The organism is Methylomonas paludis (assembly GCF_018734325.1).
Classification (GTDB): domain Bacteria; phylum Pseudomonadota; class Gammaproteobacteria; order Methylococcales; family Methylomonadaceae; genus Methylomonas; species Methylomonas paludis.
The window spans coordinates 1,871,556-1,895,950 of record NZ_CP073754.1; the positions used below are offsets into that span (position 1 = coordinate 1,871,556).

At 47.5% G+C, this 24,395-nt stretch carries 23 protein-coding genes; 22 read left to right on the forward strand and 1 reads right to left on the reverse strand.

The window, feature by feature from the left end; genetic code table 11:
• Positions 1-2: 2 nt before the first annotated feature.
• The 19 genes from KEF85_RS08510 (at position 3) to tnpC (ending at position 21,741) form a co-directional block, all read left to right on the forward strand.
• Complete coding sequence (locus KEF85_RS08510; protein ID WP_215579328.1) at positions 3-764, forward strand: heme ABC transporter permease; 762 nt, start codon at positions 3-5, stop codon at positions 762-764.
• Positions 761-925 (forward strand): heme exporter protein CcmD, encoded by a 165-nt coding sequence (gene ccmD, locus KEF85_RS08515; protein WP_215579333.1) that lies wholly within the window; start codon positions 761-763, stop codon positions 923-925. Before KEF85_RS08510 ends, ccmD begins: the two co-directional genes overlap by 4 nt.
• A complete protein-coding gene (gene ccmE, locus KEF85_RS08520) occupies positions 922-1,356 on the forward strand; it encodes a cytochrome c maturation protein CcmE (RefSeq protein ID WP_215579336.1) in 435 nt (144 codons plus the stop codon). Before ccmD ends, ccmE begins: the two co-directional genes overlap by 4 nt.
• Entirely contained in the window at positions 1,353-3,302 is a 1,950-nt protein-coding gene (locus tag KEF85_RS08525) for a heme lyase CcmF/NrfE family subunit (RefSeq protein ID WP_215579339.1), read from the forward strand. The genes ccmE and KEF85_RS08525 overlap by 4 nt, the downstream gene beginning before the upstream one ends.
• A complete protein-coding gene (locus KEF85_RS08530) occupies positions 3,295-3,828 on the forward strand; it encodes a DsbE family thiol:disulfide interchange protein (protein ID WP_215579342.1) in 534 nt (177 codons plus the stop codon). The genes KEF85_RS08525 and KEF85_RS08530 overlap by 8 nt, the downstream gene beginning before the upstream one ends.
• Positions 3,825-4,283 (forward strand): cytochrome c-type biogenesis protein, encoded by a 459-nt coding sequence (locus KEF85_RS08535; RefSeq protein WP_215579345.1) that lies wholly within the window; start codon positions 3,825-3,827, stop codon positions 4,281-4,283. Before KEF85_RS08530 ends, KEF85_RS08535 begins: the two co-directional genes overlap by 4 nt.
• Entirely contained in the window at positions 4,280-5,491 is a 1,212-nt protein-coding gene (gene ccmI, locus KEF85_RS08540; RefSeq protein ID WP_215579349.1) for a c-type cytochrome biogenesis protein CcmI, read from the forward strand. Before KEF85_RS08535 ends, ccmI begins: the two co-directional genes overlap by 4 nt.
• Entirely contained in the window at positions 5,491-6,870 is a 1,380-nt protein-coding gene (gene hemN, locus KEF85_RS08545) for an oxygen-independent coproporphyrinogen III oxidase (protein ID WP_215579352.1), read from the forward strand. The genes ccmI and hemN overlap by 1 nt, the downstream gene beginning before the upstream one ends.
• Before the next feature lie 148 nt (positions 6,871-7,018).
• A complete protein-coding gene (locus KEF85_RS08550) occupies positions 7,019-7,903 on the forward strand; it encodes an RpnC/YadD family protein (RefSeq protein WP_215579355.1) in 885 nt (294 codons plus the stop codon).
• Between the two features lie 561 nt (positions 7,904-8,464).
• Positions 8,465-11,068 carry a DNA gyrase subunit A gene (gyrA, locus tag KEF85_RS08555; RefSeq protein WP_215579359.1) on the forward strand — a complete coding sequence of 868 codons (2,604 nt, stop codon included), beginning with the start codon at positions 8,465-8,467 and terminating at the stop codon, positions 11,066-11,068.
• Positions 11,068-12,147 (forward strand): 3-phosphoserine/phosphohydroxythreonine transaminase, encoded by a 1,080-nt coding sequence (gene serC / locus KEF85_RS08560; protein WP_215579362.1) that lies wholly within the window; start codon positions 11,068-11,070, stop codon positions 12,145-12,147. The genes gyrA and serC overlap by 1 nt, the downstream gene beginning before the upstream one ends.
• 11 nt (positions 12,148-12,158) lie before the next feature.
• Positions 12,159-13,247 carry a prephenate dehydratase gene (gene pheA, locus KEF85_RS08565; protein WP_215579366.1) on the forward strand — a complete coding sequence of 363 codons (1,089 nt, stop codon included), beginning with the start codon at positions 12,159-12,161 and terminating at the stop codon, positions 13,245-13,247.
• Positions 13,248-13,588: 341 nt separating this feature from the next.
• Positions 13,589-14,773, forward strand: a complete 1,185-nt coding sequence (locus KEF85_RS08570) for an AAA family ATPase (protein WP_215579368.1) — start codon at positions 13,589-13,591, stop codon at positions 14,771-14,773.
• Complete coding sequence (locus KEF85_RS08575) at positions 14,770-15,366, forward strand: DUF4276 family protein (protein ID WP_215579370.1); 597 nt, start codon at positions 14,770-14,772, stop codon at positions 15,364-15,366. Before KEF85_RS08570 ends, KEF85_RS08575 begins: the two co-directional genes overlap by 4 nt.
• 498 nt (positions 15,367-15,864) lie before the next feature.
• Positions 15,865-16,986: an IS4 family transposase gene (locus KEF85_RS08580; protein ID WP_215579373.1), complete on the forward strand. Its 1,122-nt coding sequence runs from the start codon at positions 15,865-15,867 to the stop codon at positions 16,984-16,986.
• On the forward strand, positions 16,987-18,864 hold the full coding sequence (locus tag KEF85_RS08585) for a DUF262 domain-containing protein (protein ID WP_215579376.1): 1,878 nt from the start codon (positions 16,987-16,989) through the stop codon (positions 18,862-18,864).
• Between the two features lie 446 nt (positions 18,865-19,310).
• The gene (tnpA, locus tag KEF85_RS08590) at positions 19,311-19,694 is read left to right on the forward strand and encodes an IS66 family insertion sequence element accessory protein TnpA (protein ID WP_215579380.1); all 384 of its coding nucleotides are present in this window, start codon (positions 19,311-19,313) and stop codon (positions 19,692-19,694) included.
• Positions 19,691-20,050: an IS66 family insertion sequence element accessory protein TnpB gene (gene tnpB / locus KEF85_RS08595; protein ID WP_215579383.1), complete on the forward strand. Its 360-nt coding sequence runs from the start codon at positions 19,691-19,693 to the stop codon at positions 20,048-20,050. The genes tnpA (KEF85_RS08590) and tnpB (KEF85_RS08595) overlap by 4 nt, the downstream gene beginning before the upstream one ends.
• Positions 20,051-20,127: 77 nt before the next feature.
• Positions 20,128-21,741, forward strand: coding sequence for an IS66 family transposase (gene tnpC / locus KEF85_RS08600; RefSeq protein ID WP_215579386.1), 1,614 nt, complete (start codon positions 20,128-20,130; stop codon positions 21,739-21,741).
• Between the two features lie 18 nt (positions 21,742-21,759).
• Here tnpC and KEF85_RS08605 read toward each other — a convergent pair whose 3' ends face one another.
• Positions 21,760-23,076, reverse strand: a complete 1,317-nt coding sequence (locus tag KEF85_RS08605) for an IS1380 family transposase (protein ID WP_215579390.1) — start codon at positions 23,074-23,076, stop codon at positions 21,760-21,762.
• A 143-nt stretch (positions 23,077-23,219) separates the two neighbouring features.
• Between KEF85_RS08605 and KEF85_RS08610 the strand changes: the two genes are divergently transcribed.
• The 3 genes from KEF85_RS08610 to tnpB (KEF85_RS08620) all read left to right on the forward strand — a co-directional run bounded on the left by KEF85_RS08610 (position 23,220) and on the right by tnpB (KEF85_RS08620) (position 24,357).
• The gene (locus tag KEF85_RS08610; protein ID WP_215579393.1) at positions 23,220-23,381 is read left to right on the forward strand and encodes a hypothetical protein; all 162 of its coding nucleotides are present in this window, start codon (positions 23,220-23,222) and stop codon (positions 23,379-23,381) included.
• Between the two features lie 281 nt (positions 23,382-23,662).
• The gene (gene tnpA / locus KEF85_RS08615; RefSeq protein ID WP_215579397.1) at positions 23,663-23,995 is read left to right on the forward strand and encodes an IS66 family insertion sequence element accessory protein TnpA; all 333 of its coding nucleotides are present in this window, start codon (positions 23,663-23,665) and stop codon (positions 23,993-23,995) included.
• Positions 23,996-24,003: 8 nt separating this feature from the next.
• The gene (gene tnpB / locus KEF85_RS08620) at positions 24,004-24,357 is read left to right on the forward strand and encodes an IS66 family insertion sequence element accessory protein TnpB (protein ID WP_215579399.1); all 354 of its coding nucleotides are present in this window, start codon (positions 24,004-24,006) and stop codon (positions 24,355-24,357) included.
• Positions 24,358-24,395: the final 38 nt, after the last annotated feature.

Genomic DNA, 24,395 nt, shown 5'->3' on the forward strand with positions numbered 1-24,395 from the left:
TTATGTCTGTATTTCCTGCTGTTATCAGCCGTTTTTTTCACAAAACGGCATCGCCACCTTATTTTTATGCGCTGGCAGATCGTTTGCTGCCCTGGTTGACGGTGATTTTTCTGCTGTTGCTGGCTGCCGGCCTCTACGGCGGCTTATATCTGGCACCCAGCGATTATCAGCAGGGTGATAGTTACCGGATTATTTACATTCATGTGCCGGCGGCCTGGATGTCTTTGTTTATTTATGTGTTAATGGCGGTCATGGGCGCGATTGCGCTGGTGTGGCGGATTAAACTGGCCGAAGTGATGCTGGTCAGCAGTGCGCCTATCGGTGCCGGGTTTACCTTTATTGCTTTGGTGACCGGTTCCTTATGGGGTAAACCCATGTGGGGCACCTGGTGGGTATGGGATGCGCGGCTGACTTCCGAACTGATACTGCTGTTTCTGTATCTGGGGGTTATCAGCCTGTACGGTGCTATCGAAGACCGCCGCAATGCGGCTCGTGCCGTGTCGATTCTGGCCCTGGTGGGGGTGGTCAATATTCCTATCATCCATTATTCGGTAGAATGGTGGAACACCTTGCATCAAGGCCCTACCGTCACCAAAATGGATAAGCCCTCTATCCATGTGACTATGCTGGTGCCTTTGCTGTTAATGGCGATAGCCTTTAAGTTTTATTATTTGATTGCGGTATTGCAGGCCGCCAAACTGGAATTGCTCAAGCGCGAATCGTCTGCGCAATGGGTGAAAAATCTGCTGGAGCAACGAGGATGACTTTACAGGAATTTTTGCACATGGGCGGCTATGCCGTGTATGTGTGGAGCGCTTACGGCGTGACTTTTGTGGTGTTGCTGATCAATCTGCTGCTGCCGCTGCTGCAGCGCAAGCAGTTATTACGTCAATTAATGCTTAGACAACGGCGTAGCCAACGATGAAACCAGCCAGAAAACAACGTCTGATTTTGATCGGCTTAATGCTGGTGGGGCTGGGGCTGGCGGTGACTTTTGCCTTGCAGGCTTTTAACCAGAACCTGATGTATTTTTTTTCCACTACTGATGTGGTGGACGGCAAAGCACCGGCCAATACGGCGTTTCGTCTGGGCGGCATGGTGGTCAAGGGCAGTGTGGTCCGGCCCGGCAGCAATTTGCTGGTCAGTTTCAAACTCAGCGATTTTAATAAGGAAGTGACGGTGGAATATACCGGTATCCTGCCGGATTTGTTCCGCGAGGGGCAGGGCATTGTCGCCAAAGGCCGGCTGGACAGTCGCGGTGTGTTTGTGGCTGAAGAAGTGCTGGCCAAGCATGATGAAAACTATATGCCGCCGGAAGTGGCCGACAGCCTGAAAAAAACCAAGGAAAAACCATGATCCCGGAACTTGGACATTTTGCCCTGATTATGGCTTTGGGCATGGCCATTATTCTGGGGGTGCTGCCGATAGTGGGCGCGGCCAGAGCCATACCCGGCTGGGTGCATGTGGGTAAATCTGCCGCTTACGGCCAATTGCTGTTTATGGGTCTGGCTTATGCCAGTCTGACCTGGAGTTTTGTTCAGCATGATTTCTCGGTGGCTTATGTGGCTCAAAACTGTAATACCTCCTTACCGTTTTTATATTTAATCTCCGGGGTATGGGGGGCACACGAAGGCTCTTTGCTGCTGTGGGCGCTGACGTTGACGATCTGGACGGCACTGGTGGCCGGCTTCAGCAAAAATATCCCCGATGCCACCCGAGCCAGGGTGCTGGGGGTGATGGGGCTGGTAAGTATCGGCTTTATTCTGTTTTTATTGCTGACTTCTAATCCGTTTACCCGTTTGTTTCCTGCGCCCAGCGAAGGCCGGGATCTTAATCCTTTATTGCAGGATCCTGGTCTGGCGATTCATCCGCCCATGTTGTACATGGGGTATGTTGGGTTCTCGGTGGCTTTTGCCTTTGCGATTACCGCGCTGCTGGAAGGCCGCTTGGATACCGCTTGGGCCCGCTGGTCAAGGCCTTGGACTAATATTGCCTGGATGTTTTTGACCATAGGTATCACTCTGGGCAGCTGGTGGGCTTATTATGAACTGGGCTGGGGCGGTTGGTGGTTTTGGGACCCGGTGGAAAATGCCTCTTTCATGCCCTGGCTGGTGGGGACGGCTTTAATTCATTCGCTGGCGGCCACCGAAAAACGCGGGGTCTTTAAAACCTGGACGGTGCTGCTGGCTATTTTTGCTTTTTCATTAAGTCTGCTGGGCACGTTTCTGGTGCGTTCCGGGGTGTTGACCTCGGTACATGCTTTTGCCAGCGATCCGGCACGGGGGATTTTTATTCTGGGCTTTCTGGCGGTGGTGATTGGCTCATCGTTATTGCTGTATGCCATCCGCGCTCCGCAAGTGAAAAGTCACGCTTCGTTTGACCTGGTTTCCAAAGAATCGGTATTGTTGATTAATAATGTGTTGCTGGTGGTGACGGCCGCCAGTATTTTGCTGGGTACTTTATACCCGCTGGTGATTGATGCGCTGGGTTTGGGCAAGCTGTCGGTCGGGCCACCGTATTTTAATGCGGTGTTTATTCCGCTGATGGCGCCTTTGGCTTTGGTGGTGGGTTTTGGGGTGCTGATGCGCTGGAAGAGCGACAGTCTGCAAAAGCTGGCCTGGCGGTTACGCTGGGCGGCACTGATCTGTGTCGGCATTGCCTTGCTGATACCGGCTTTGATGCCGTTTTATTCCTGGGCGGCGGTTTTGGGTGTGGCGCTGGCGCTGTGGACTGTAGCGGTGACCTTTGTGGCTTTCCAGCAAAAAATTCAGGTGTGGAACTGGGCCCGACTCCGGCAAATACCTGCCGGATTTTACGGCATGACCCTGGCCCATTTGGGCATAGCGGTATTTGTGACTGGTATTACCTTTACTTCGGTCTACAGCATAGAGCGTGATGTGCGTCTGGCGCCGGAAGAGACGCTGGATTTGTTTGGCTATATTTTCCAGTTTCACGGTATTAAACATACTCAGGGACCTAATTATCAGGCTGAGCAGGGCTATCTGACCGTCAGTTATCAGGATAAACTGGTAGCCGAGCTGCATCCGCAAAAACGGGTCTATAAAGTCCAGAAAATGCCGATGACCGAAGCGGCGATTGATGCCGGTCTGTTCCGGGATTTGTTTGTCGCCATTGGTGAACCCTTGGGCGATGAAGGTGCCTGGAGTCTGCGTATTTATTACAAGGCTTTTATCCGTTGGATTTGGCTGGGTGGTTTGTTAATGGCTGCTGGCGGGGTGACGGCGGCCTGCGACAGACGTTATCGACTTAATAAATCATCAGGTGTGGCTGCTCATGTTTAAGTATCTGATCCCGCTTTTATTATTTATCGTGCTGGCGGTGTTTCTGGCGGTGGGTTTGAACCTTAATCCCAAGGAAATTCCCTCTCCGCTGATCGGTAAGCCGGCCCCTGAATTTAACTTGCCGGTACTGGGTGCGCCGGAAAGTACGGCGCAACCCGGTCTATATCGGGGACAGGTCTGGCTGCTGAATGTTTGGGCTTCCTGGTGTGTTTCCTGCCGCGAAGAACATCCTTTGCTGTTATCGATTGCCGCTCAGCAGCAAATACCCTTGGTCGGTCTGAATTATAAAGATGAAGCCAGTGCAGCCCGGCAATGGCTGGAACAGCGCGGTAATCCCTATGTTGTGTCGGTGATGGATAGTGATGGCCGGGTGGGGATTGATTATGGCGTGTACGGTGTGCCGGAAACTTTTGTGATTGATAAGCGCGGTCTGATTCGTTACAAACATACCGGGCCTATTACTCCGGCTGATCTGGAAAATACTCTGCTGCCGCTGGCCCGGCAATTACAGGCGGAACCCTCATGAAAATCCTGCTGGCCGTCTGGCTGCTGATATTATCCAGCCCAACTTGGGCAGCTGTGGAATACCATGACTTTAAACAGCCGGAACAGGAACAGGCTTACCAAAATCTGATTGCCGAATTGCGTTGTCTGGTTTGCCAAAATCAAACCATAGCCGATTCCAATGCTGATTTGGCTAAGGACTTGCGCCGTCAGGTTTATGAGATGCTGCAACAAGGCCAGTCTGAGCAGCAGATCATTAATTTCATGACCCAGCGCTATGGGGATTTTGTGCTATATAAACCGGCGTTTACCTTTAAAACGGCTTTATTGTGGTTAGGGCCGCTATTGTTGCTGATGTCTGGACTGGTAGCACTATGGCTGGTGGTACGCCGGAAAAAACAGGCCGTCAAGCCGGTATTAAGCACCAGTGAAAAGACCCGGCTCCAGCAAATTTTAGAAAAAGGTGAAGAGGATTGAACACTTGGTTTTGGATAATTGCCGGCGCAATGTTAGTGCTGGCTTTGGTGATTTTGATTCGGCCCCTGCTCAGCAAACAAGCCCTGCGTAGCCAGGACGGCACTCAGCGCAATCTGAGAATCGCCCGTCAGCAACTGGCCGAATTGCAACAGCAACATCTGGACGGTGTGCTTAGCCAGGATCAGTTTGATGCCCAGTATCTGGAGCTGCAGCAAAATTTGCACGACAATCTGGATGATGATAACTCTGCGCCACACGCTGGCGGCAGCGGTCGCTGGATTATCGGGTTGATTGTGGTGTTGCTGCCGCTGCTGAGTATAGCTCTCTATTTACAGTTGGGCGATGCCGATGCTATCGCCAAAGCTGAGATGCAGGCGGAAAATGAGCGTAGTCTGGCTCAGGTGCGGGAAATGATTCCGCAGATTATCGAGCGCCTGAAACAAAATCCCAATGATTTGCAGGGCTGGCTGATGTTGGGCAGGTCGTATATGTATCTGGAGCAATATACCGAGGCTGCCGGGGTTTATGCCAAGCTTTATCAGTTTCAGCCGGATAATCTGGAAGTAATGCTGGATTATGCCAATAGTCTGGCGATGAGCCGAAATGGTGAATTGAATGGCCTGACCGGTGAGCTGATTTTTAAAGCCTTGCAATTGGCTCCGGATAATCATAATGCCTTATGGCTGGCCGGTATGGCTAAGGCTCAGTCGGGTGAGGGCGGTCAGGCCATTGTTTACTGGCAAAAACTGGCGGGGTTGCTGCCGCCTGACTCCAGTAATTTACCTCAGGTGCAGCAAATGATAGCCGAAGTCACGGCACAGATGGCTGCAGAGTCGGCATCGGCATCGGCAGCGCCGATTACCAACAATATTCATGTCAATGTGGCTATTGCGGCTGAATATAAAGCCAGGGCGCAAAGCGGTCAGACTTTATTTATCTATGCTCAGGCCGTCAGTGGCCCGAAAATGCCTTTGGCTATTGTGCGCAAACAGGTGGGTGATTTGCCGCTGACGGTGGATTTGAATGACAGTCTGGCCATGCAGCCGGGTTTACATCTGGCTGATTTTCCCAAACTTAAAATTGTTGCGCGGATTTCGCAAAGCGGTGATGCCATCAGCCGGGCCGGTGATTTTATCGGTAGTGTGGAACTTGGTCAGCTGCTTGCCGATCAGACGGTCAATATCAACATTAATCAAGAAGTGAAATAATGGATCAATCTATCAAATTCGATCTCGATCTTATCCATCGCTACGATAAATCCGGGCCGCGTTATACCTCTTATCCCACGGCGCTGGAATTACACGAGGGCTTCGGTGAGGCCGAATACCGTCAGCAGATTGCCAAATCCAATGCTCTGGGCGGGCCGTTATCACTGTATTTTCACATTCCGTTTTGCGATACCGTGTGTTTTTATTGCGCCTGCAATAAAATTATTACCAAAAATCGTGCGCATGCTGTGCCGTATCTGGATAGTCTGGTACAGGAAATTGCCATGCAGGGGGCTTTGTTTGATAAGTCCCGCGTGGTTAATCAATTGCATTGGGGCGGCGGTACGCCTACCTTTTTAAATTATGCGCAAATGCGGCAGTTGATGGAAGCCACCCGTACTCATTTTAATTTGCGTGACGATGATAAGGGTGAGTATTCCATAGAGGTTGATCCGCGCGAAACCAACGATCAAACCATTGCGCAGTTGCGTGAACTGGGTTTTAACCGCATTAGTTTAGGCTTGCAGGACTTTGACCCTGCTGTCCAAAAAGCGGTGAATCGGATCCAAAGCAAAGAACAAACTTTTGCTGTGCTGGATGCAGCTCGCCAGGAAGGTTTCCGCTCCACCAATATTGATTTGATTTACGGTCTGCCGCTACAAACTGAACAAAGTTTTGCGGCCACGCTGGATCAGGTGCTGGCTTATGAGCCGGACCGGTTTTCGATATTTAATTATGCGCACATGCCTAGCCGCTTTAAAACCCAGCGCCAGATTGTTGAAACTGAACTGCCCAGCCCGGCCTTAAAACTGGACATATTGCAGATGGTGGGTAAAAAACTCACTGATGCCGGTTATGTCTATATCGGTATGGATCATTTTGCCAAACCTGACGACGAATTGGCGGTGGCTCAACGCGAAGGTAAGCTGTATCGCAATTTCCAGGGCTATTCCACTCATTCCGATTGTGATCTGGTGGGTTTGGGGGTAACGTCCATTGGTCGGGTGGCTGATGCCTATCTGCAAAATAACAAAGAACTGGATGAATATCAGTCTAGTATTGCTGAGGGCAAACTGCCGGTATTCCGGGGTGTGGCGCTGGATGAAGACGACAAATTGCGCCGGGCGGTGATTACTCAGTTAATTTGTCATTTTGATCTTGATTTCAGTAAGATAGAGCAAGAATTTAATATCAGTTTCCATGATTATTTTGGCCCCGAATTCGCCAGCCTGAACGCGATGCAGAACGATGGTCTGTTGACTTTGAGCGATCAAGGTATACAGGTGCTGCCAGCCGGGCGTTTGTTAATCCGCAATATCTGCATGGTGTTTGATCGATATCTGGCGCAAAAACAGCAGCAGTTTTCTAGGGTAATTTAGCCCTGATCCGCACTAAATACCGGAGAAAGCTAAATTAAGTGACTGTCATAACAAACATTTCTGGCGACGCCTACTTAATCGCAGCCTGAGTCTATGCTAGACTTTAGCGCAGCAACTAATCACGTCCCAGAATACTCAGCCGCTAACCATGAACGACAGAGACATTATCTCCAAACACCTGTTCAAGCAGATGACTGTGGATATGGCGCGTTTACTCCTCGATCTGGATATTTCCGATGTGGAAATCATCGATAATGAACAGCAAAGGGTAGAAGATCGGCGCGCGGATTTGGTCGCTAAAGTGCAAGAGCATGGCCTTAGTTATATTCTGCATATTGAGATACAGAATGATAATCAAGCCATCATGCCCTGGCGAATGCTGCGTTATCGCACCGATATAAGTCTCGCCTATCCCGGACTTGATGTGAAGCAATACCTAATCTATATAGGCAAAGCTAAACTGACTATGGCATCCGGCATAGAGCAGGCCGACCTGAGTTATCGTTATCGAACTGTGAATACGCACAGCATGAACTGCGAAAGCTTTTTTCAGCAAAACACGCCCGATGCCTTGGTATTTGCCATACTCTGCGATTTTGGCCACTATAGTAGCCGTGAAGTTGTGCGGCACATTTTGCAAGGTTTACAGAAGTTAACTGGCCATAACGAAGCAGCTTTTAGAGATTATTTACTGATGCTGGAAATCCTGTCCAGCAACCGCGATTTAAAACAAATTGTCCAAGAGGAAGAAAATATGTTGAGCCAAATCAAATACAGCGATCTGCCTTCTTATGGATTAGGCATGAAAAAAGGCTTGGAGGATGGCATCGAACAAGGTATTGAACAAGGTATTGAACAAGGCAAACAGCAAGGAGAAGCTGTCATGCTAGAAAAGCTATTGCAGATTAAATTTGGCGATATACCAGACAGTGTTAAACAACGTTTGCAGACCGCCCATTCTGCAGAATTGCTTCTATGGTCAGAGCGTGTATTGAGTGCAGATACATTGCATGACATATTTGCCGATCATTAATTACCATCAGTGAGTCGCTATTTTTGCGAAAGCTTGTTTAGGGGCATCCCAGCCCCAACAAGCGGCAAAAATTACGCGACCGCTAATGCCTCCGGCGGCCCCGATTCGTCCTCCTCACCTCGTTCCGACCCAACAAGGGGATCGGAACTTCGGCTCCAAGTGACTTGACGGCGTTTCGCGATGCCTTGCAGGTTTTCTCCGCTTCGCTTCGAAAACCCGCCCGGCGCTACGCCTATCGGGGACTAAAAATCTTCGCTCCACTTACGTTCCGCTTCCAAGATTTTCAGCGTATGATTTTTTTCGCCGCAAGTTCATCCGTCATTTTAAGTTTGGCGCACCATTAGTACTATTGTTTTTATGTCCTTAAAAGCACAATGTAATCGGTTTAACCCGGATAAAACCGCTGGCCACCAACTTCGACACATCACTTCCCACGGAACCCCTTACGTTTGATACAATACAGTGCTTTAACACTCGCTAGTCGTTTGCAGCAAAGGATGTGTTGCTTAGACTTTTTATGAGGATTCTGCCCCTTATCGGCAGTACTGGAATCACGGACACATGTCAGACTTCGCTAAAGAAATATTTCCGGTCAATCTCGAAGACGAGATGAAGCAATCCTATCTCGATTACGCCATGAGCGTTATCGTAGGCAGGGCCTTACCCGATGTCAGAGACGGCTTGAAACCAGTACACCGCCGCGTGCTTTACGCGATGAGCGAACTGGGCAACGACTGGAACAAGCCTTACAAAAAATCGGCCAGGGTGGTCGGTGACGTGATCGGTAAATACCATCCCCACGGCGATACGGCGGTATACGACACCATCGTCCGTATGGCTCAGCCGTTTTCCTTGCGTTACATGCTGGTGGACGGGCAGGGCAACTTCGGTTCGGTTGACGGTGATTCCCCGGCGGCGATGCGGTACACCGAGGTGCGCATGTCGCGTATCGCTCATGAACTGCTGGCCGATCTGGACAAGGAAACAGTGGATTTTGTCGCCAACTACGACGAATCCGAATCCGAACCCACGGTGATGCCCACCAAGGTTCCCACTTTACTGATCAACGGTTCTTCTGGTATCGCCGTTGGTATGGCCACCAATATTCCGCCGCATAATCTGGGTGAAATTGTTTCGGCTTGTTTGGCTCTGATCGATAACGACGATCTGACGCTGCATGAATTGATGGAAATTATTCCCGGCCCGGATTTTCCGACTGCCGGCATCATCAATGGCGCATCCGGGATTTACGAAGCCTATGCCACCGGCAGGGGCCGTATTTATTTACGGGGGCGCAGCCATTTTGAAGACATTGGCGACAGCAGCCGTCAAGCTATCATTACTACCGAATTACCGTATCAAGTCAATAAAGCCCGCTTACTGGAAAAAATTGCCGAACTGGTCAAGGAAGGCAAGCTGGAAGGCATTTCCGGCCTGCGCGACGAGTCCGACAAGGATGGTATGCGCATGGTGGTGGAACTGAAACGCGGTGAAGTGCCGGATGTGGTGCTGAACAATCTGTACAAACATACCCAGTTGCAAACCGTATTCGGTATCAATATGGTGGCTTTGTACGATGGCCGCCCGGAATGTATGAATCTGAAACAGATTCTGCTGGCCTTTATCGACCACCGCCGCGAAATCGTTACCCGCCGTACCATTTACAATCTGCGTAAAGCCAGAGATCGCGCCCATGTCCTGGAAGGCTTGGCTGTTGCACTGGCCAATATCGACGCGATGATCGAACTGATCAAAACTTCGCCCAACCCACAGGAAGCCAAACAGGGTCTGTTGGAAAGAACCTGGGATGCCGGTCTGGTGGCCAGTTTGCTGGATAGAGCCGATGCCCAGCGTTCCCGTCCTGATGATTTACCGGTTGAGTTCGGTATTCTTGACGGGGTTTACCGGCTTTCCGAAACCCAGGCCCAGGCGATTTTGGATTTGCGTCTGCACCGTTTAACCGGTTTGGAACAGGACAAAATTGTTAATGAATATAAAGAACTGCTGGCATTGATAGATGAATACCTGTATATCTTAGGCAGTGACGCCCGTTTGATGGAAGTTATCCGCGAAGAACTGGTGGAAATCAAAAACCAGTATGCGGATGCCCGGCGCACCGAAATTATTCAGGATTACACCAATCTTTCCCGCGAAGATCTGATTACCGAAGAAGACATGGTGGTGACCATGTCTCATGCCGGTTATGTCAAAACACAGCCGTTAAGTGATTATCGCGCCCAGCGTCGTGGTGGCCGAGGCAAATCAGCCACGGCCACCAAAGAAAACGATTTTGTGGAAAAACTGATTATCGCCAATACTCACGACACCATCCTGTGTTTTTCTTCGCAAGGCAAGGTGTATGGCTTGAAAGTATTCGATTTACCGGTTGCCAGCCGGGCTGCATCCGGCAAACCGTTTGTCAATCTGCTGCCGCTGGAAGAAGGCGAGAAAATCAACGCCATGTTGCCGATACGGGAATACAGCGATGATAAATATATCTTTATGGCCACTTCTTCGGGTGTGGTGAAAAAAACGCCGTTACCGGAATTTGCCCGCCAGCGCACTAACGGCAAGATAGCCATCGACCTTAACGAGAATGATACCCTGGTGGGTGTCGCCGTTACCGATGGTCAGCAGAATGTACTGTTGTTCAGCAGCGATGGTAAAGCGGTATGCTTTAACGAATCCGATGTGCGCTCCATGGGTAGAACCGCTACTGGTGTGCGTGGTATTCGTTTGCAGGATGGCCAGCGGGTTATTTCGCTGATTATCGCCAGCGAAGGCACGGTGTTGAACATTACCGAAAACGGTTACGGCAAACGCACCAAACTGGAAGAGTTTACCCAGCATAGACGCGGTGGCCAGGGCCTGATTGCCATCCAGACTTCCGAGCGCAATGGCGCTGTGGTGGGGGCGGTACTGGTTAACGACAATGATGAAATCATGCTGATCACTAACGGCGGTATTCTGGTCAGAACCCGGGTTAACGAGATTTCCATCGTCGGCCGAAATACTCAGGGTGTTACCGTTATTCGCCTGGATAAAGGTGAAAAAGTCGTGGGTGTCGATAGAATAGAAGGCTTGGGCGACGAGGAAGATGCCGATGCCGAATTTACTGATGATGTGGAAATCACTAACACCGATAATGGTGCGGAAGAAGAATAATGTCCAGAGTTTTTAATTTTAGCGCCGGTCCATCTACCTTGCCTGTGGAAGTATTGGAGCAAGCCCGGCAGGAAATGCTGGATTGGCAAGGCAGCGGTATGTCGGTGATGGAAATGAGCCATCGCGGCAAACATTTCATGGCCATAGCCGAAGCCATGAAAAATGATTTGATCGAATTATTGGCTATTCCAGCCAATTATCAGGTTCTGTTTCTACAAGGCGGCGCCAGTGCGCAGTTTGCCCTGATTCCACAAAATATACTTAACGGTAAGACCAAAGCAGCTTATGTCAATACCGGTGCCTGGTCTACCAGCGCCATCAAGGAAGCCGGCAAATACTGTGAAGTACAACTGTCTGCCAGTGCTGAAACCAGCGGTTTTACCACCGTCCCGACCTTGAACACCTGGCAGATCGATAGTGATGCAGCCTATTTGCATTACACCTCCAACGAAACCATCCACGGCGTGGAGTTTAGCGAAATACCTGATGTGGCGGACATACCGCTGGTATGCGATATGTCGTCCAATATTTTGTCCCGGCAGTTTGATGTCAGCCGGTTTGGCCTGATCTACGCCGGTGCCCAAAAAAACATGGGGCCATCTGGTGTAACCGTGGTCATCGTTCGTGATGATTTGCTGGGCCTGACTCAGGACACCGTGCCTTCGGTGTTTAATTATCAGTTGCAGGCCAAGAGTGATTCCATGCTGAACACTCCGGCCACTTATAACTGGTATTTACTGGGTCTGGTACTGCAATGGAGTAAACGCCAGGGCGGTTTGGCAGCTATTGAGCAAACTAATATCCGCAAAGCGCAAAAATTGTATCAGGCCATTGATGCTTCGGTTTTATACCGGAATCCGGTCGATCCTGAATACCGCTCCAGAATGAATGTGCCTTTCGTATTGGCAGATGCCGGCCTGGACAAAGAATTTTTACGTCTGGCAGATGCCGCCGGTTTAAGTTCGCTGCCCGGCCACCGCTCGGTAGGCGGTATGCGGGCCAGTATTTATAACGCCATGTCCGAAGCCGGGGTAGATGCCTTAATCGATTTTATGGCCGAGTTTGAACGCACTCATTAAGTATGACCGCTATGACAGACATTATCCCGCTTAGCACATTAAGAGATCAAATCGACGCGATAGATCAGCAAATTTTGGCCTTGATCAATCAGCGTGCCCAGTGCGCTCAGGAAGTAGCCCGCACCAAACTGGCTGAAGGTGAAACCGGCAGCTTTTACCGCCCGGATCGCGAAGCCCTGGTGCTGCGCCGGATCAAGGAACTCAATCCCGGCCCCTTAACGGCCGATACGGCTGCACATTTATTCCGGGAACTGATGTCTGCCTGTCTGGCCCTGGAAAAACCGCTGGAAGTGGCTTTCCTTGGCCCAGCCGGCACATTTACCCAGCAGGCGGTATTCAAGCATTTTGGCCATGCTGTGCAGGATATTCCGGTAGCCACCATTTATGATATTTTTCATGCTGTGGATACTGGGCAGTGCCAGTTTGGTGTGGTGCCGGTGGAAAACTCCACCGAAGGCGTGATTGCTCATACTCTGGATCGTTTTATCGATTCCAATTTGCAGATTTGCGGCGAGGTGGAGATTCGTGTGCATCAGAATCTGCTGGGTAAAATGGAATCTCTGGCTGATATTAAAGAAGTGTATTCCCATCAACAATCGCTGGCTCAATGCCGGCAATGGCTGAATATCAATCTGCCCGGCGTGAATTGTGTTGCTGTCAGCAGCAATGCCGAGGCTGCCCGACTGGCCAGTCTGGATAATAGCAAAGCCGCTATTGCCGGATTGATCGCCGCCGAACTCTACGGCTTGAATGTGCTGGGCAATAATATTGAAGATGAAGCCAACAACACCACGCGCTTTATTGTGATTGGCCGTCAGCAACCGGCTTCCACCGGTGCCGATAAAACCACCATATTGGTATCCACCGGCAATCAGGCCGGCGCTTTATACAAAATCCTTGGCCCATTTGCCGACTTTGGTATCAGCATGGCTCATATCGAATCGCGACCATCCCGCCAGGCCTTGTGGGAATATGTATTTTTTATTGATATTGACGGCCATCGCGAAGATGACAATGTAGCCCAAGCGCTGGCCTTGCTGCAAAACAATGTCAAGTTGTTAAAAATATTGGGCTCTTATCCTAAGGCTGTGATTACCTAACTAAACACGGCGGGAAAGGGGAGTTGTGCAGCATTTTGCTATTGCGGCTCGCCTGAGTACGAAATGAAAATTCCCTAAGCGAGTTCGATCTGCCATCATGTAATTGATAAAACCAAGGGTTTGGTGTTATAAGTTAGTCGTGAGGCCATTCAGTTTATCCCATCTAGCATATAGTACTCCAACCGTGTATTGATGAATAGGACATTGGATAGACTGAACACAGTGATACGCATTAATCGCAAACGATGCAGTTCCTTACATCAACTTCCTATTTGGCTTATCCTCCAAAAAAGTTGACCAACTATTTGGGTGTCAGTGCTGCAAATCTGCTTAAGTATTTTATGAAGATTGAATCTATTCGGCTAAAAAATTTCAAGACCTTCCGCGATGTCCATCTAAAAGAGATTCCACCTTTTTTAGTAGTCGTTGGCGCTAATGGCTCTGGAAAAACCACCTTATTCGATGTGTTTGGATTTTTACATGACTGTTTGAAAGGTAATGTTCGCCAAGCCTTAGATAGCCGCGGGCGATTTAAAGAAGTAGTCAGTAAAGACAGCGATGGCGATAGTATCCTGATTGAAATCCAATATCGCATGGAAATTACCGATGTTGATCGTTTAGTCACCTATTCTCTGGAAATTGCCGAAAAAAATAATGCGCCCTATGTAAAACGAGAAATATTGCGTTATAAACGTGGCCGGCACGGTAGCCCATATCATTTTCTGGATTTTGCCAATGGCGAAGGTTACGCTGTGACTAATGAAGAAGACTTTCATAAGTCAGACGAAGAACTCACCCGCGAAAATCAGTCGGTAGCACCCGATTCTTTGGCCATCAAAGGACTGGGGCAGTTTGCCCGATTTAAAGCGGCCAATGCATTTAGGCAATTAGTTGAATCGTGGCATGTTTCTGATTTTCACATCAATGCGGCACGAGGGCGCAAAGAAGCGGCGGGCGACTCGGAACACCTATCTGAAACCGGCGATAATTTGCCGCGTGTAGCGCAATATCTGTTTGAGCAATACCCCAATACTTTCCAAAAAATCATTGATACCATGAAACGGAGGGTGCCCGGAGTAAAGGATATCGAACCCAAACTCATGGATGACGGTTTTCTGACCTTGCGCTTTCAGGACGGATCATTCAAAACCCCGTTTCTTGACCGTTATGTATCGGATGGCACCATTAAAATGTTTGCCTATCTGGTGCTATTGCACGATCCAAACCCACATCCTTTGCTATGCGTGGAAGAACCAGAAAATCAGCTTTATCCAAAACTAATGTCGGAATTAGCGGAAGAGTTTCGTCTATATTCACGAGAAGGGCAGGTACTTGTATCAACTCATTCACCCGATTTTTTAAATGCTGCCAAGTTGGAGGAAGTTTGCTGGCTAGTTAAAAAAGCCGGCTCCACTCAAATTTTTCGTGCCAAAGACGATCCGCAAATTGCTGCTTACATGGCGGATGGCGATCAAATGGGCTATTTATGGAAGCAAGGCTTTTTTACCGGGGCCGATCCTGAATGAAAGAATTGGTATTTTTGCTGGAAGAGCCATCTGCTAAAGCCATGCTGGAAAGTTTGCTGACAAAAATTCTCAGTCCAGACATTACACCAAGGCTAATAGCCTTCGAGGGTAAGCAGGATCTGGAAAAACAGCTAGTCAAACGCATCAAAGGATACATTAATCCTCAGGCCAGATTTATTGTAATGCGCGATCTTGACAGTGCTCCAGATTGTAAAGAATTAAAAAAGACGCTGTTAGACAAATGTATTGCTACTGGTCGTCAGCCTGCGCCTATGGTACGCATAGCTTGCCGTGAACTGGAAAGCTTTTACCTTGCCGATCTGCAAGCTGTGGAATCGGCTATGAACATCGACGGCTTGGTTAAACAGCAAAATACTAAAAAATTTCGCAACCCAGATAATTTAGCTAGCCCAAGTCGAGAACTAGCCGTTTTAACCAAACATCGTTATCAAAAAGTCAGCGATTCCAGAATTATTGGCAAACATCTTGATGTAAATAATCAACGTTCAGCCAGTTTTAAAAATCTGATTGTCGGAATTCGGCGCATGGAGAAGGAGCTTGTTGAGCTTGGTGTTGGAAAGGATAGTGATTAGTACCAACTAGCTCAGAGACCACTCCGATCTGAGCAGTTATGGATTAGAGTCATCTTGATGTGCAAACCGGAATAAGTTATCTTACTTACCAAATTGATGAGCCGCTAGAGCTGAGATAATGCTAGTAAAAAGATAGGAAGAAAATGGGTTTCATCCTATAAAGCCCAAGGCTTACAATCAAAGCAAACTCTATCCCTGTCAAAACTACTGGTCAATCAAACTAAGATCATCCCAACGGAAATAACCGCCGCTGTTTCATTAGCAGACATTGAATACAGCTTTGATAGGTCTATCATTGCCCTTTAGTTGTCGGACTTTTTTGACAACAAATGGATTACATTACGAAAAAGTTTATTAGTACTGTGATTTTGGTTAAACCGTTTCAGCTCTGTACACGACAAAACCTAAAAACCGGCTAAAGAAGATGATCTAAGCTTATGACTTGAAAGCCCATCGCAAATCTGTTTCACTCTCTAATGACTAAAAAAGGGGGTGAACATGGACTTAAACGATGGGCTTAGAGCGATTTTAAAAGACCATGTGTCTTGGAGCAAGCGCCGTTTAGATTGTTTTATCGGTCTGTTACTGGCGTTAATCCAATCCAGGCACATGAATTTAACGCAATTAGCGGTGAATTTTGGTGGACAGGCGACCTTAAAGTCCCGGTACAGGCGGCTTCAGCGTTTTTTTCAAACCGTTGTTTTTGATTATGACGCCGTGGCGCATCTGATCATGCAGTTGTTTGATTTTAAGGGCCAGTCGTATTATTTGACTCTGGATCGCACTAACTGGAAATGGGGAAAGGCCAATCTGAATATCCTCACCCTGGCGATTGCTTATAAAGGCATGGCGGTGCCGGTGTACTGGTTGGTGTTGAATAAGCAGGGTAACTCCAATCAGCGTGAACGAATCGCCTTATTGCAACGCTTCATCCGGCAGTTTGGTCGGCATGGCATTCAAGGCGTATTGGCTGACCGGGAGTTTATTGGCGATCAGTGGTGGCAATGGTTAACAGACCATACCATTCCGTATTTGATTCGGATGAAAGACAATCAGTTACTGACCAATCGCCGCCACGCCGGAAAGCCCGTTCAAGCCCTATTCCGGGATTTAAAGGTGGGCGAGCAGCGCGTACTGAGGAAAAGACAGCGCATTGGCGATCAGTGGGTTTGGTTGAACGCCTTAAAATTAGAGACCAACGAGCTATTAGTGTTGGCCAGTAACCGGCGCTTGGCTCAGGCGATTCAAGTTTACGGCCAGCGCTGGCAAATTGAAAACCTGTTCCAATGCTTGAAAGGGCGCGGCTTCCATTTAGAAGATACCCGGCTGACCCGGTATTATCGGATTAAGAAAGTCATGGCGCTCCAAGCCATTGCTTTTTGCTGGGCCCATAAAGTCGGGGAATGGAAACATCGAGCCGTTAAGCCGTTAACCATCAAACAACACGGTCGCCCGGAATGTAGCTTGTTTCGTTATGGGCTAGACGAGCTGAATAACTTTTTGTTGAAAACGGTTAAATCGGCTGATGAGATGCTTCGATTCTGGATTTTGTTTTTATGTCCGCCGACTATGATCGATTATGACCGAAGTCGGTCTGGGAAAATAACCCTCAGAATTTAAGTGGCGCGTTTTGTCGTGTACAGAGCCGTTTCAGTTCAAATAATAGTTTCAGAAGTTTTCCTTTTTCAATGTTATAAATTATTTAACCTAGCCCTTTTTATAAAATTTTTAATTCAAATTATGCAAACAATAAACTTTGATATTGGGCAACTATTGAAAAAAATACGAGCCGGTAACTTCTTAATCCCTCAATTCCAAAGAGATTTTACTTGGAAGGAAGGGCAAACTAGGCTTTTAATTGACTCAATTGCAAGAAATTATCCTTGCGGCTCCCTATTGATACTAGGCAAAAATGATGAAGTACCTTTGAAATCAAGAAAACTAGATGCAATTTATCCTCCAAAATCAGATGATATTCAAAATTTAATGAATTTTGATGAACCTGGCTCGGAGTCATATTATGTTCTAGATGGACAGCAGAGACTAACTTCGATAGCAAGAGTTTTTTTAGATGCCCATCCAAATAGAAATTATTATTTCGATTTAAAAGAAATGCATATAATGTTTAAATCTGAAAATCCTTCATGGATTGTAAGTCGACAAAGAGGCTTGAAAAACCCAGAACGTAAAGATAATAATCGATTAATAAGAACTGATATTGCTCTTGATCAAGCTAAATGTGATGTTTATATTTCAGAATATATTGAAGATTCAGGAGATTTTCCTGAGTTTGAATCTAACAAGAATCTTGCCAGACAAGCTTCTGCAAGTATAAAAGGGATATTTGAAACTATACGAAAATTTTCTATTCCATTTGTAGCATTAGAAAATGATGCTCCGCTTGAATCTGTTTGCCGTGTATTTGAAACAATAAATTCTACAGGAACTAGACTTACAACATTTGATTTGGCTGTCGCACGATATTATCCAGACCCCGATCTTAAAGAGCTATTAGATAGTTCGCTTGAAAATCACCAGATTTTGATGGACTATGAAATTGATGGGGAACGTATTTTACAAATTCTTTCTTTATTCTTTCTAAGAAATAAAGTAAATAAATTTCCTGAAGCAACACGTTCTGTTTTGTTGTCATTAGAACCAGGCTTTATTAATGAACACTGGAACAGTGCTTCATATCATTTATCACAGGCTTGTGAGTGGGTGAATCAACTAGGGGCAACTTCTAAAACCCCACCACCACATGGAATATTAGTGTCAATGGCTGCAACATTAATGTGCTTTCCTGGGAGTTTGTCTAAACCTGAATTTTCAAGCTCATTGAAGAAATGGTATTTTTGTTCAACATTAGCTGCGGCACCTGCACCTGCTAATAACTATAAGATAGGAGATGACTTCAGGAAATTTTGTAATTTTCTTGATAATGGTGGCGTCTTTCAATATACACGAGTATACTTTACCGTTGAAGATATTATTTCAATAAAGCATATTAGTGATAGTCGATACAAATCCATACAAGCTTTGATGCGAACCACCGTAAAGGAAGATCTTTTGACGGGAAATTCTTTAGGTGGAGACTTAGAGGATCATCATATATTTCCTTATTCACTAAATAAGTCTGGAATTAATAAAAACAAATTAAACTCAATAGCAAATAAAATAATTGTATCTAAAGAAACAAATCGCAGTATTAATAATTTAAATCCCGATAAATATCTATATGACGTGGTGATGCGTCATAAAAGCGAAGGCACAACAGGAGAGTTAAATCGTAGGTTAAAATGTTGTTTTATCCCTTATTCAAGTGATAGCTTTGATTTTCAAAAAAAAATTTCTAAGGAAAATTTTGACGAATTTCTAAAAGATAGAGCTCAAATGATTCTTGATCGAATCCAAGAAGTTGTTGGCGACGCATGGAAAGCACCTTTGGAGCAAGAGGATTCAAATTTAGAAGACGATGAATTTGTTACTGGTTCATAGCCAGTCATATGTGGATAGTTTTTAATCATAAAGTATTTTCTCAAAATACACCCCCAAAAAGAATCACCTGAATCCGTGTACCTTGCAGCCGAAGTATTGGCTGCCGCGTTTTAGTCGCGTTTTTTAAAAAATTACGACAGCTCAGCGTATTTATTTGTCGCCTATTAAGCCCTCAGTCGCAAAAATCAACCGTTTCTAATACATTGTCGCCATCGCTAGATAAAAAACCTGACGACGAGACAAGCCATCCTCTTCTCTATCCAGAGAATACCATTCGCAATCCACAATCGAGCTGCCGTAGCGTTTATCCGGATGCAAAACTCGGTTGCACCACCAATCGCTCTTGCAAATAGGCGAATACTTTGTAAGCGCTTAACAAACCCCATCTACCCATAATTAATTGAATTTGGGAAAGTATCGTCACCGTCAATTGATGAGGATACCCGATGAACCAGCCCCTTTCAGAAAATACCCAGCCAACGGATGCTGTAAGTCTAACCGATACGCAGCGCTTTTGGTTTGCCCATGTCGAGCAATGCCTGGCGTCAGGTTTGAGTATTGCCGTGTATGCCCGGCAACACCAATTGGCCGATAAATCTTTATATCACTGGATCAAGCGTAAGCGTGAGTGGCCAAGCCGTGCTGTGCAGACCGGCGCTGGCACAGCGACTTTTCATCCTGTGCAGATGGTACAGCCGGTGACGAGTGGCTCACTTGAACGGCCAACGCTGTGGCTGCGCCTACCCAATGGCATTGAATGTCAATTTCAAGCCATTGATACCGAGCATTGCCTGGCGGTGCTGACCGGGTTGTCGAGGTTGCCAGCATGATGCGGCCCCTTTCCGTCGATTGGGCAGTTTATTTATGCGAACAACCGGTTGATTTCAGGAAGGGCGCTGCCAGTTTGGCGGTCCTGGTGGAAGCGCAGTTGAGTTTAAATCCGTTTGCTGATTGTTTGTATGTGTTTAGAAATCGGTCAGCCACGGCTATCAAGTTGCTGTATTGGGAGCGTAATGGTTTTTGTCTATGGCAGAAGCGTTTGGAGAAAGCACGGTTTTTCTGGCCAAAACCCAGCGAGTCTGGCACGGTGACGTTAAGCGTACAGCAACTGAACTGGTTGTTGGAAGGTTATGATATTAATCGCATGAAGCCGCATCCGGTGCTGGATTATCAGTCGGTTTTATAATCTTTTGCCGGCTTTGAAGCGTCTATTTTCTGAATTTTCAATGGCTTATTATGGCGTAAGTTGCTATAATAAGCCTTATGGAACAAGAGCTTGAATTGCCTTCAGATGTCGACAGCCTGCAGAAAATGCTACGTACGCTGACGCGTGATTATCGGCAATTACAATCAAAACACGATATTCTGCAAGAGCAAATCAATCTCTTGCTACATAAACGCTTTGGCGCCAATAGCGAGAAATACCGGGCAGAGCAAGCGGATATGTTCAATGAGGCGGAAGCCTATGCCGAAGAGTCGGATGAAACGACCGCTGAAACGGCGACGGCCACCTCTGAAGTGGTGGCCGCCACCGAAAATGCATCAGCGCCTATCGCTTCCGCAGCCCAGCCCGGCCAAACTGTACCGGTCAAGCCTGGCCGTAAAGCCCTGCCTGCTGCACTCCCCCGCGTTGAGATCATCCACGACCTACCGGAAGCGCAACGCCGTTGCTCAGCCGGCCATGCGCTAAAAGAAATCGGTACTGAAGTGTCCGAACAACTGGACATCATTCCAGCCAAGGTGCAGGTGTTACGCCATATCCGCATCAAGTATGCCTGCCCTTGCTGTCAGGCCGAGGTGAAAACCGCGCCACTGCCGCCGCAACCGCTGCCTAAAAGCAATGCTTCGCCCGGTTTACTGGCTTATCTGATCACCAGCAAATTCCTGGATGCCTTGCCGTTTTACCGGCAAAGTAAACAGTTTCAGCGTATCGGCGTTGAGCTATCACGCGGCACCCTGTCTTTATGGGCGATTCGTTGCGGCGAGCTGATTCAAGCTTTGTGCAATTTGATGCAGGAACACCTGCATCAGTACCCCATTCTGCAAATGGATGAAACCACGCTACAAGTCTTGAAAGAAGAGGGCAAAGCCGCTAGCAGTCAGTCTTATCTGTGGGTACAGCGCGGTGGCCCACCTGATCAACCAGTCGTGCTGTTTCACTATGCACCCACCCGCAGCCAGGCCGTGGCAGACCAACTGCTACAAGGTTACAGCGGTACGCTGCAAACCGACGGCTACGCCGCTTACCCGACCGTGTGCGCTAAAAACGGCTTGCGCCATGCCGGGTGTTGGGCACACGCCAGACGTAAATTCGATGAAGCCTTAAAAGCCCAAGGCAAAGCTCAGCCTAAAGCCGGCAAAGTCAGTAAGGCCTTAATCATGATCCAGAAACTGTACCGGATTGAGACGCAAATCAAATATCTGTCGGTCGATGAAAAATACCGGATTCGCCAACAGCAGGCCGTGCCGATCCTGCATGAAATCAAAGCTTGGTTGGATATCTCCTTAACCCAAGTGGCCCCCACCAGCTTAACCGGCAAAGCCTTGGGCTATCTGGCTAACCAGTGGTCAACACTCACCGTCTATTGCCAAGATGGGCGGTTAGACATTGATAACAATGCCGTGGAACGCGCCATCCGGCCCTTTGTCATTGGTCGTAATAACTGGCTATTCGCCGATACCATAAAAGGCGCCAAAGCCAGTGCCAATCTCTATAGCCTGATTGAAACCGCCAAACTCAATGGACTGGAGCCGTATCGCTATCTGCATCATATTTTTAAAGAACTGCCCAAGGCTCAGACTCTGGAAGATATTGAATCACTGCTGCCCTGGCAAGTGGATAGGGAGCATATTAACAGCGGATGGAAAAATGGCTAGATGGGGTTTGATAACCGCTTACAATACTTTAGCGACTGGCGAGGCATGCCCCAAATCGAGCCACCATTGTCGTGCCGTGTGTATCACTTGGGCTGCTCGATACATGATTTCTTGAAGCACGGTTCGGAGCCGCCGACGCTTTGCAGGGTGACGTATGGGTGCCAAGTCTCCCGTCAAACCCAGTTGACCAATCAGCCGCAAGCAATTGTAGGCAAACATGCCCATTCTCATTAGGCAGTCGTTGGTTTCAAATTTACCGGAAGGCAAGCGTTCCAAATCCAGGTCAGTTTTGAATTCCGAATGAAATTGTTCATGAGTGCCATGGTCACGATAACGTTCAATGACGGTTTCTTCCGCTTCCTCCAGGCTAGTCCACCAACCTTCCAACGCAATGTCTGGCAGTATTAACATTTGACCGTGCTTAGTGATGGTGCGTTCAATAATTCGTATGACCAATCTGAACATGCGGGTTTGCTTTTTCCAGGCGCGTTCTACAATTAGGGTCATTAACGCTTCCCGTTTGCCCGGTCGTTTTTCAACAAAAACACCTGCCGCTTCCGCCTTTTCGACCCAAGCGGTTTTATCCTGCTTCCTGGGGTTCCATTTGATCAAGTATTCAAAAAATCGATTCATAGCCGCCCAGCGTGCTTTTTCATCGGCAACAGCAAATAATAGTTTGGCGCTATCAAACCCTGAATCTTTACGAAGCAGCACCGGTTGGTTCGGTGCCACCAAACGTTCAACTCGCGGAAAGAGCCGCTCTAGAAAATATTCGATCTCTAGCGATGAATGCCAGCGACCTGGACGCAACTCTAAACCTATGCACCAGCCTTCATTACCCAAATAGGCTGCGACTGGCGTATAGCCATCGACACCTTGATAGGTGCGGCTGACTTCTTCTTTCTTAGTTCCGCTCTGATCCATGACGAAAGTGTCCATGTCCAGGCAAACGTAGCCTTTATGCGGCGTGATCGGCGCTTCTGTCCGTTCAATGAGCCTAACCGAACAGTCATCCAGTGGTTCTAGCAAGCGACCTCCAACACGATCAAGTCGCTGTCGCAGCCACACACTACCCGGTACCTTGTTGACATCCAAAGCTTTCTTGAAAAAACGATCTTCACGAAACGGTTCGACGGCCTCAAAGTCGCTTTTGCCTATACTCAACAGACCTACCGTGGTTTTGACTAAATCAGAGGTTTTGATTCCCTGTGATACGGGTATCTTTCCATCTACCATCGCTTCGACATTAACCGCTTCTAGGCACTGGCCGATCAATGACAGGCCAGCGTAGGACGTGAGTTCCTTTTTGGATTCTTTTAGCTTAAAACGTGCCATAATCAAAATGGGTGAGCATGTGAAAGCTATATTATACTTTATTTATCATTAACTTATGTGAATTTATTTAAATTTAAACACGGATTCAGGAATCACATATCCTGTATTTATTTTCAGTCAGCAGCAATACCGAACTCTACAGTTTGAATGTACTGGGCAATAATATTGAAGATGAAGCCCGCTTTATTGTGATTGGCCTCCAGCAACCGGCTTCCATCGGTGCCGATAAAACCACCATATTGCTATCCACCTGCAGGCAGACGCTTTATAGAAAATCCTTGGCCCATTTGCCGACTCTGGCATAAGCACCACTAATATCGAATCACTACTGCTGTGCCAGGCCCCGACCTTGCTGCAAAACAATCTCAAGCTGTTAAAAACATTGGGCTCTTGTCCTAAAGCTGTGATTACCTAAACAGTTCACACGACCACTTAATGGCTTAACTCATAGCAGATTCAATCAGCTACCTGTGTTATTTTCATGACAAATTGGACTTGACAAGTAAGCGCTCAATTTTCCGCGTAATTCCCACCCCCCAGCCTACCATGTCAGAATTTCCCATCGATATTATTTTGGGGATTACCAATGGCATCAATAGAAAACAAGACCGGTCACGATTTTTGGCAAAGGCACGTCGCGCAATGGCAAGCGTCTGGCTTGTCCCAAGTAAACTACTGCCGCCAGCAAGCGTTGCATACCCACCAGTTGAGTTATTGGAAGCGCAAATTTTTGATCGATTGCGAACCGGTTGACACTGAACGTAAAGCGACTGGATTTACCCGTGTCCAAGTGGCTGCACCTATCGCCATGCCCTCATCGCCAAGTTTGTCATTGTGCTTCCGGGATGGTACACAATTGATTGGGATTTCTCAGAATAATATGGCTTTGATTCAGCAATTGATAGAGGTGTTACGGTGACTTGCATTATGCGCCCCTCTTTAGAGCTGACAGAGGTTTATCTTTACCGACAGGCCATTGATTTTCGTAAATCCCATCGCGGGTTGGCGGCAATTGTTGAGTGCGAACTCGGCCATAATCCGTTTGATGGCGGACTGTATGCGTTCACCAATAAGCAGCGTACTAAAATCAAATGCTTGTTCTGGGAAAATACGGGCTTTGTGCTTTATTACAAGACCTTGGTCGAGGATAAGTTCAAGTGGCCGAAGGGTGAAGAGGCATTGTTGACGTTAACGGGACAGCAATTGAATTGGCTGCTGGATGGCTACGATATTAGCGTGATGAAAGGCCATAAAAATCGGCATTATGAGTCTGTTTTTTAAGGAAAAACGCCTGCTTTTTGGCTTGAATTCAGGTATAA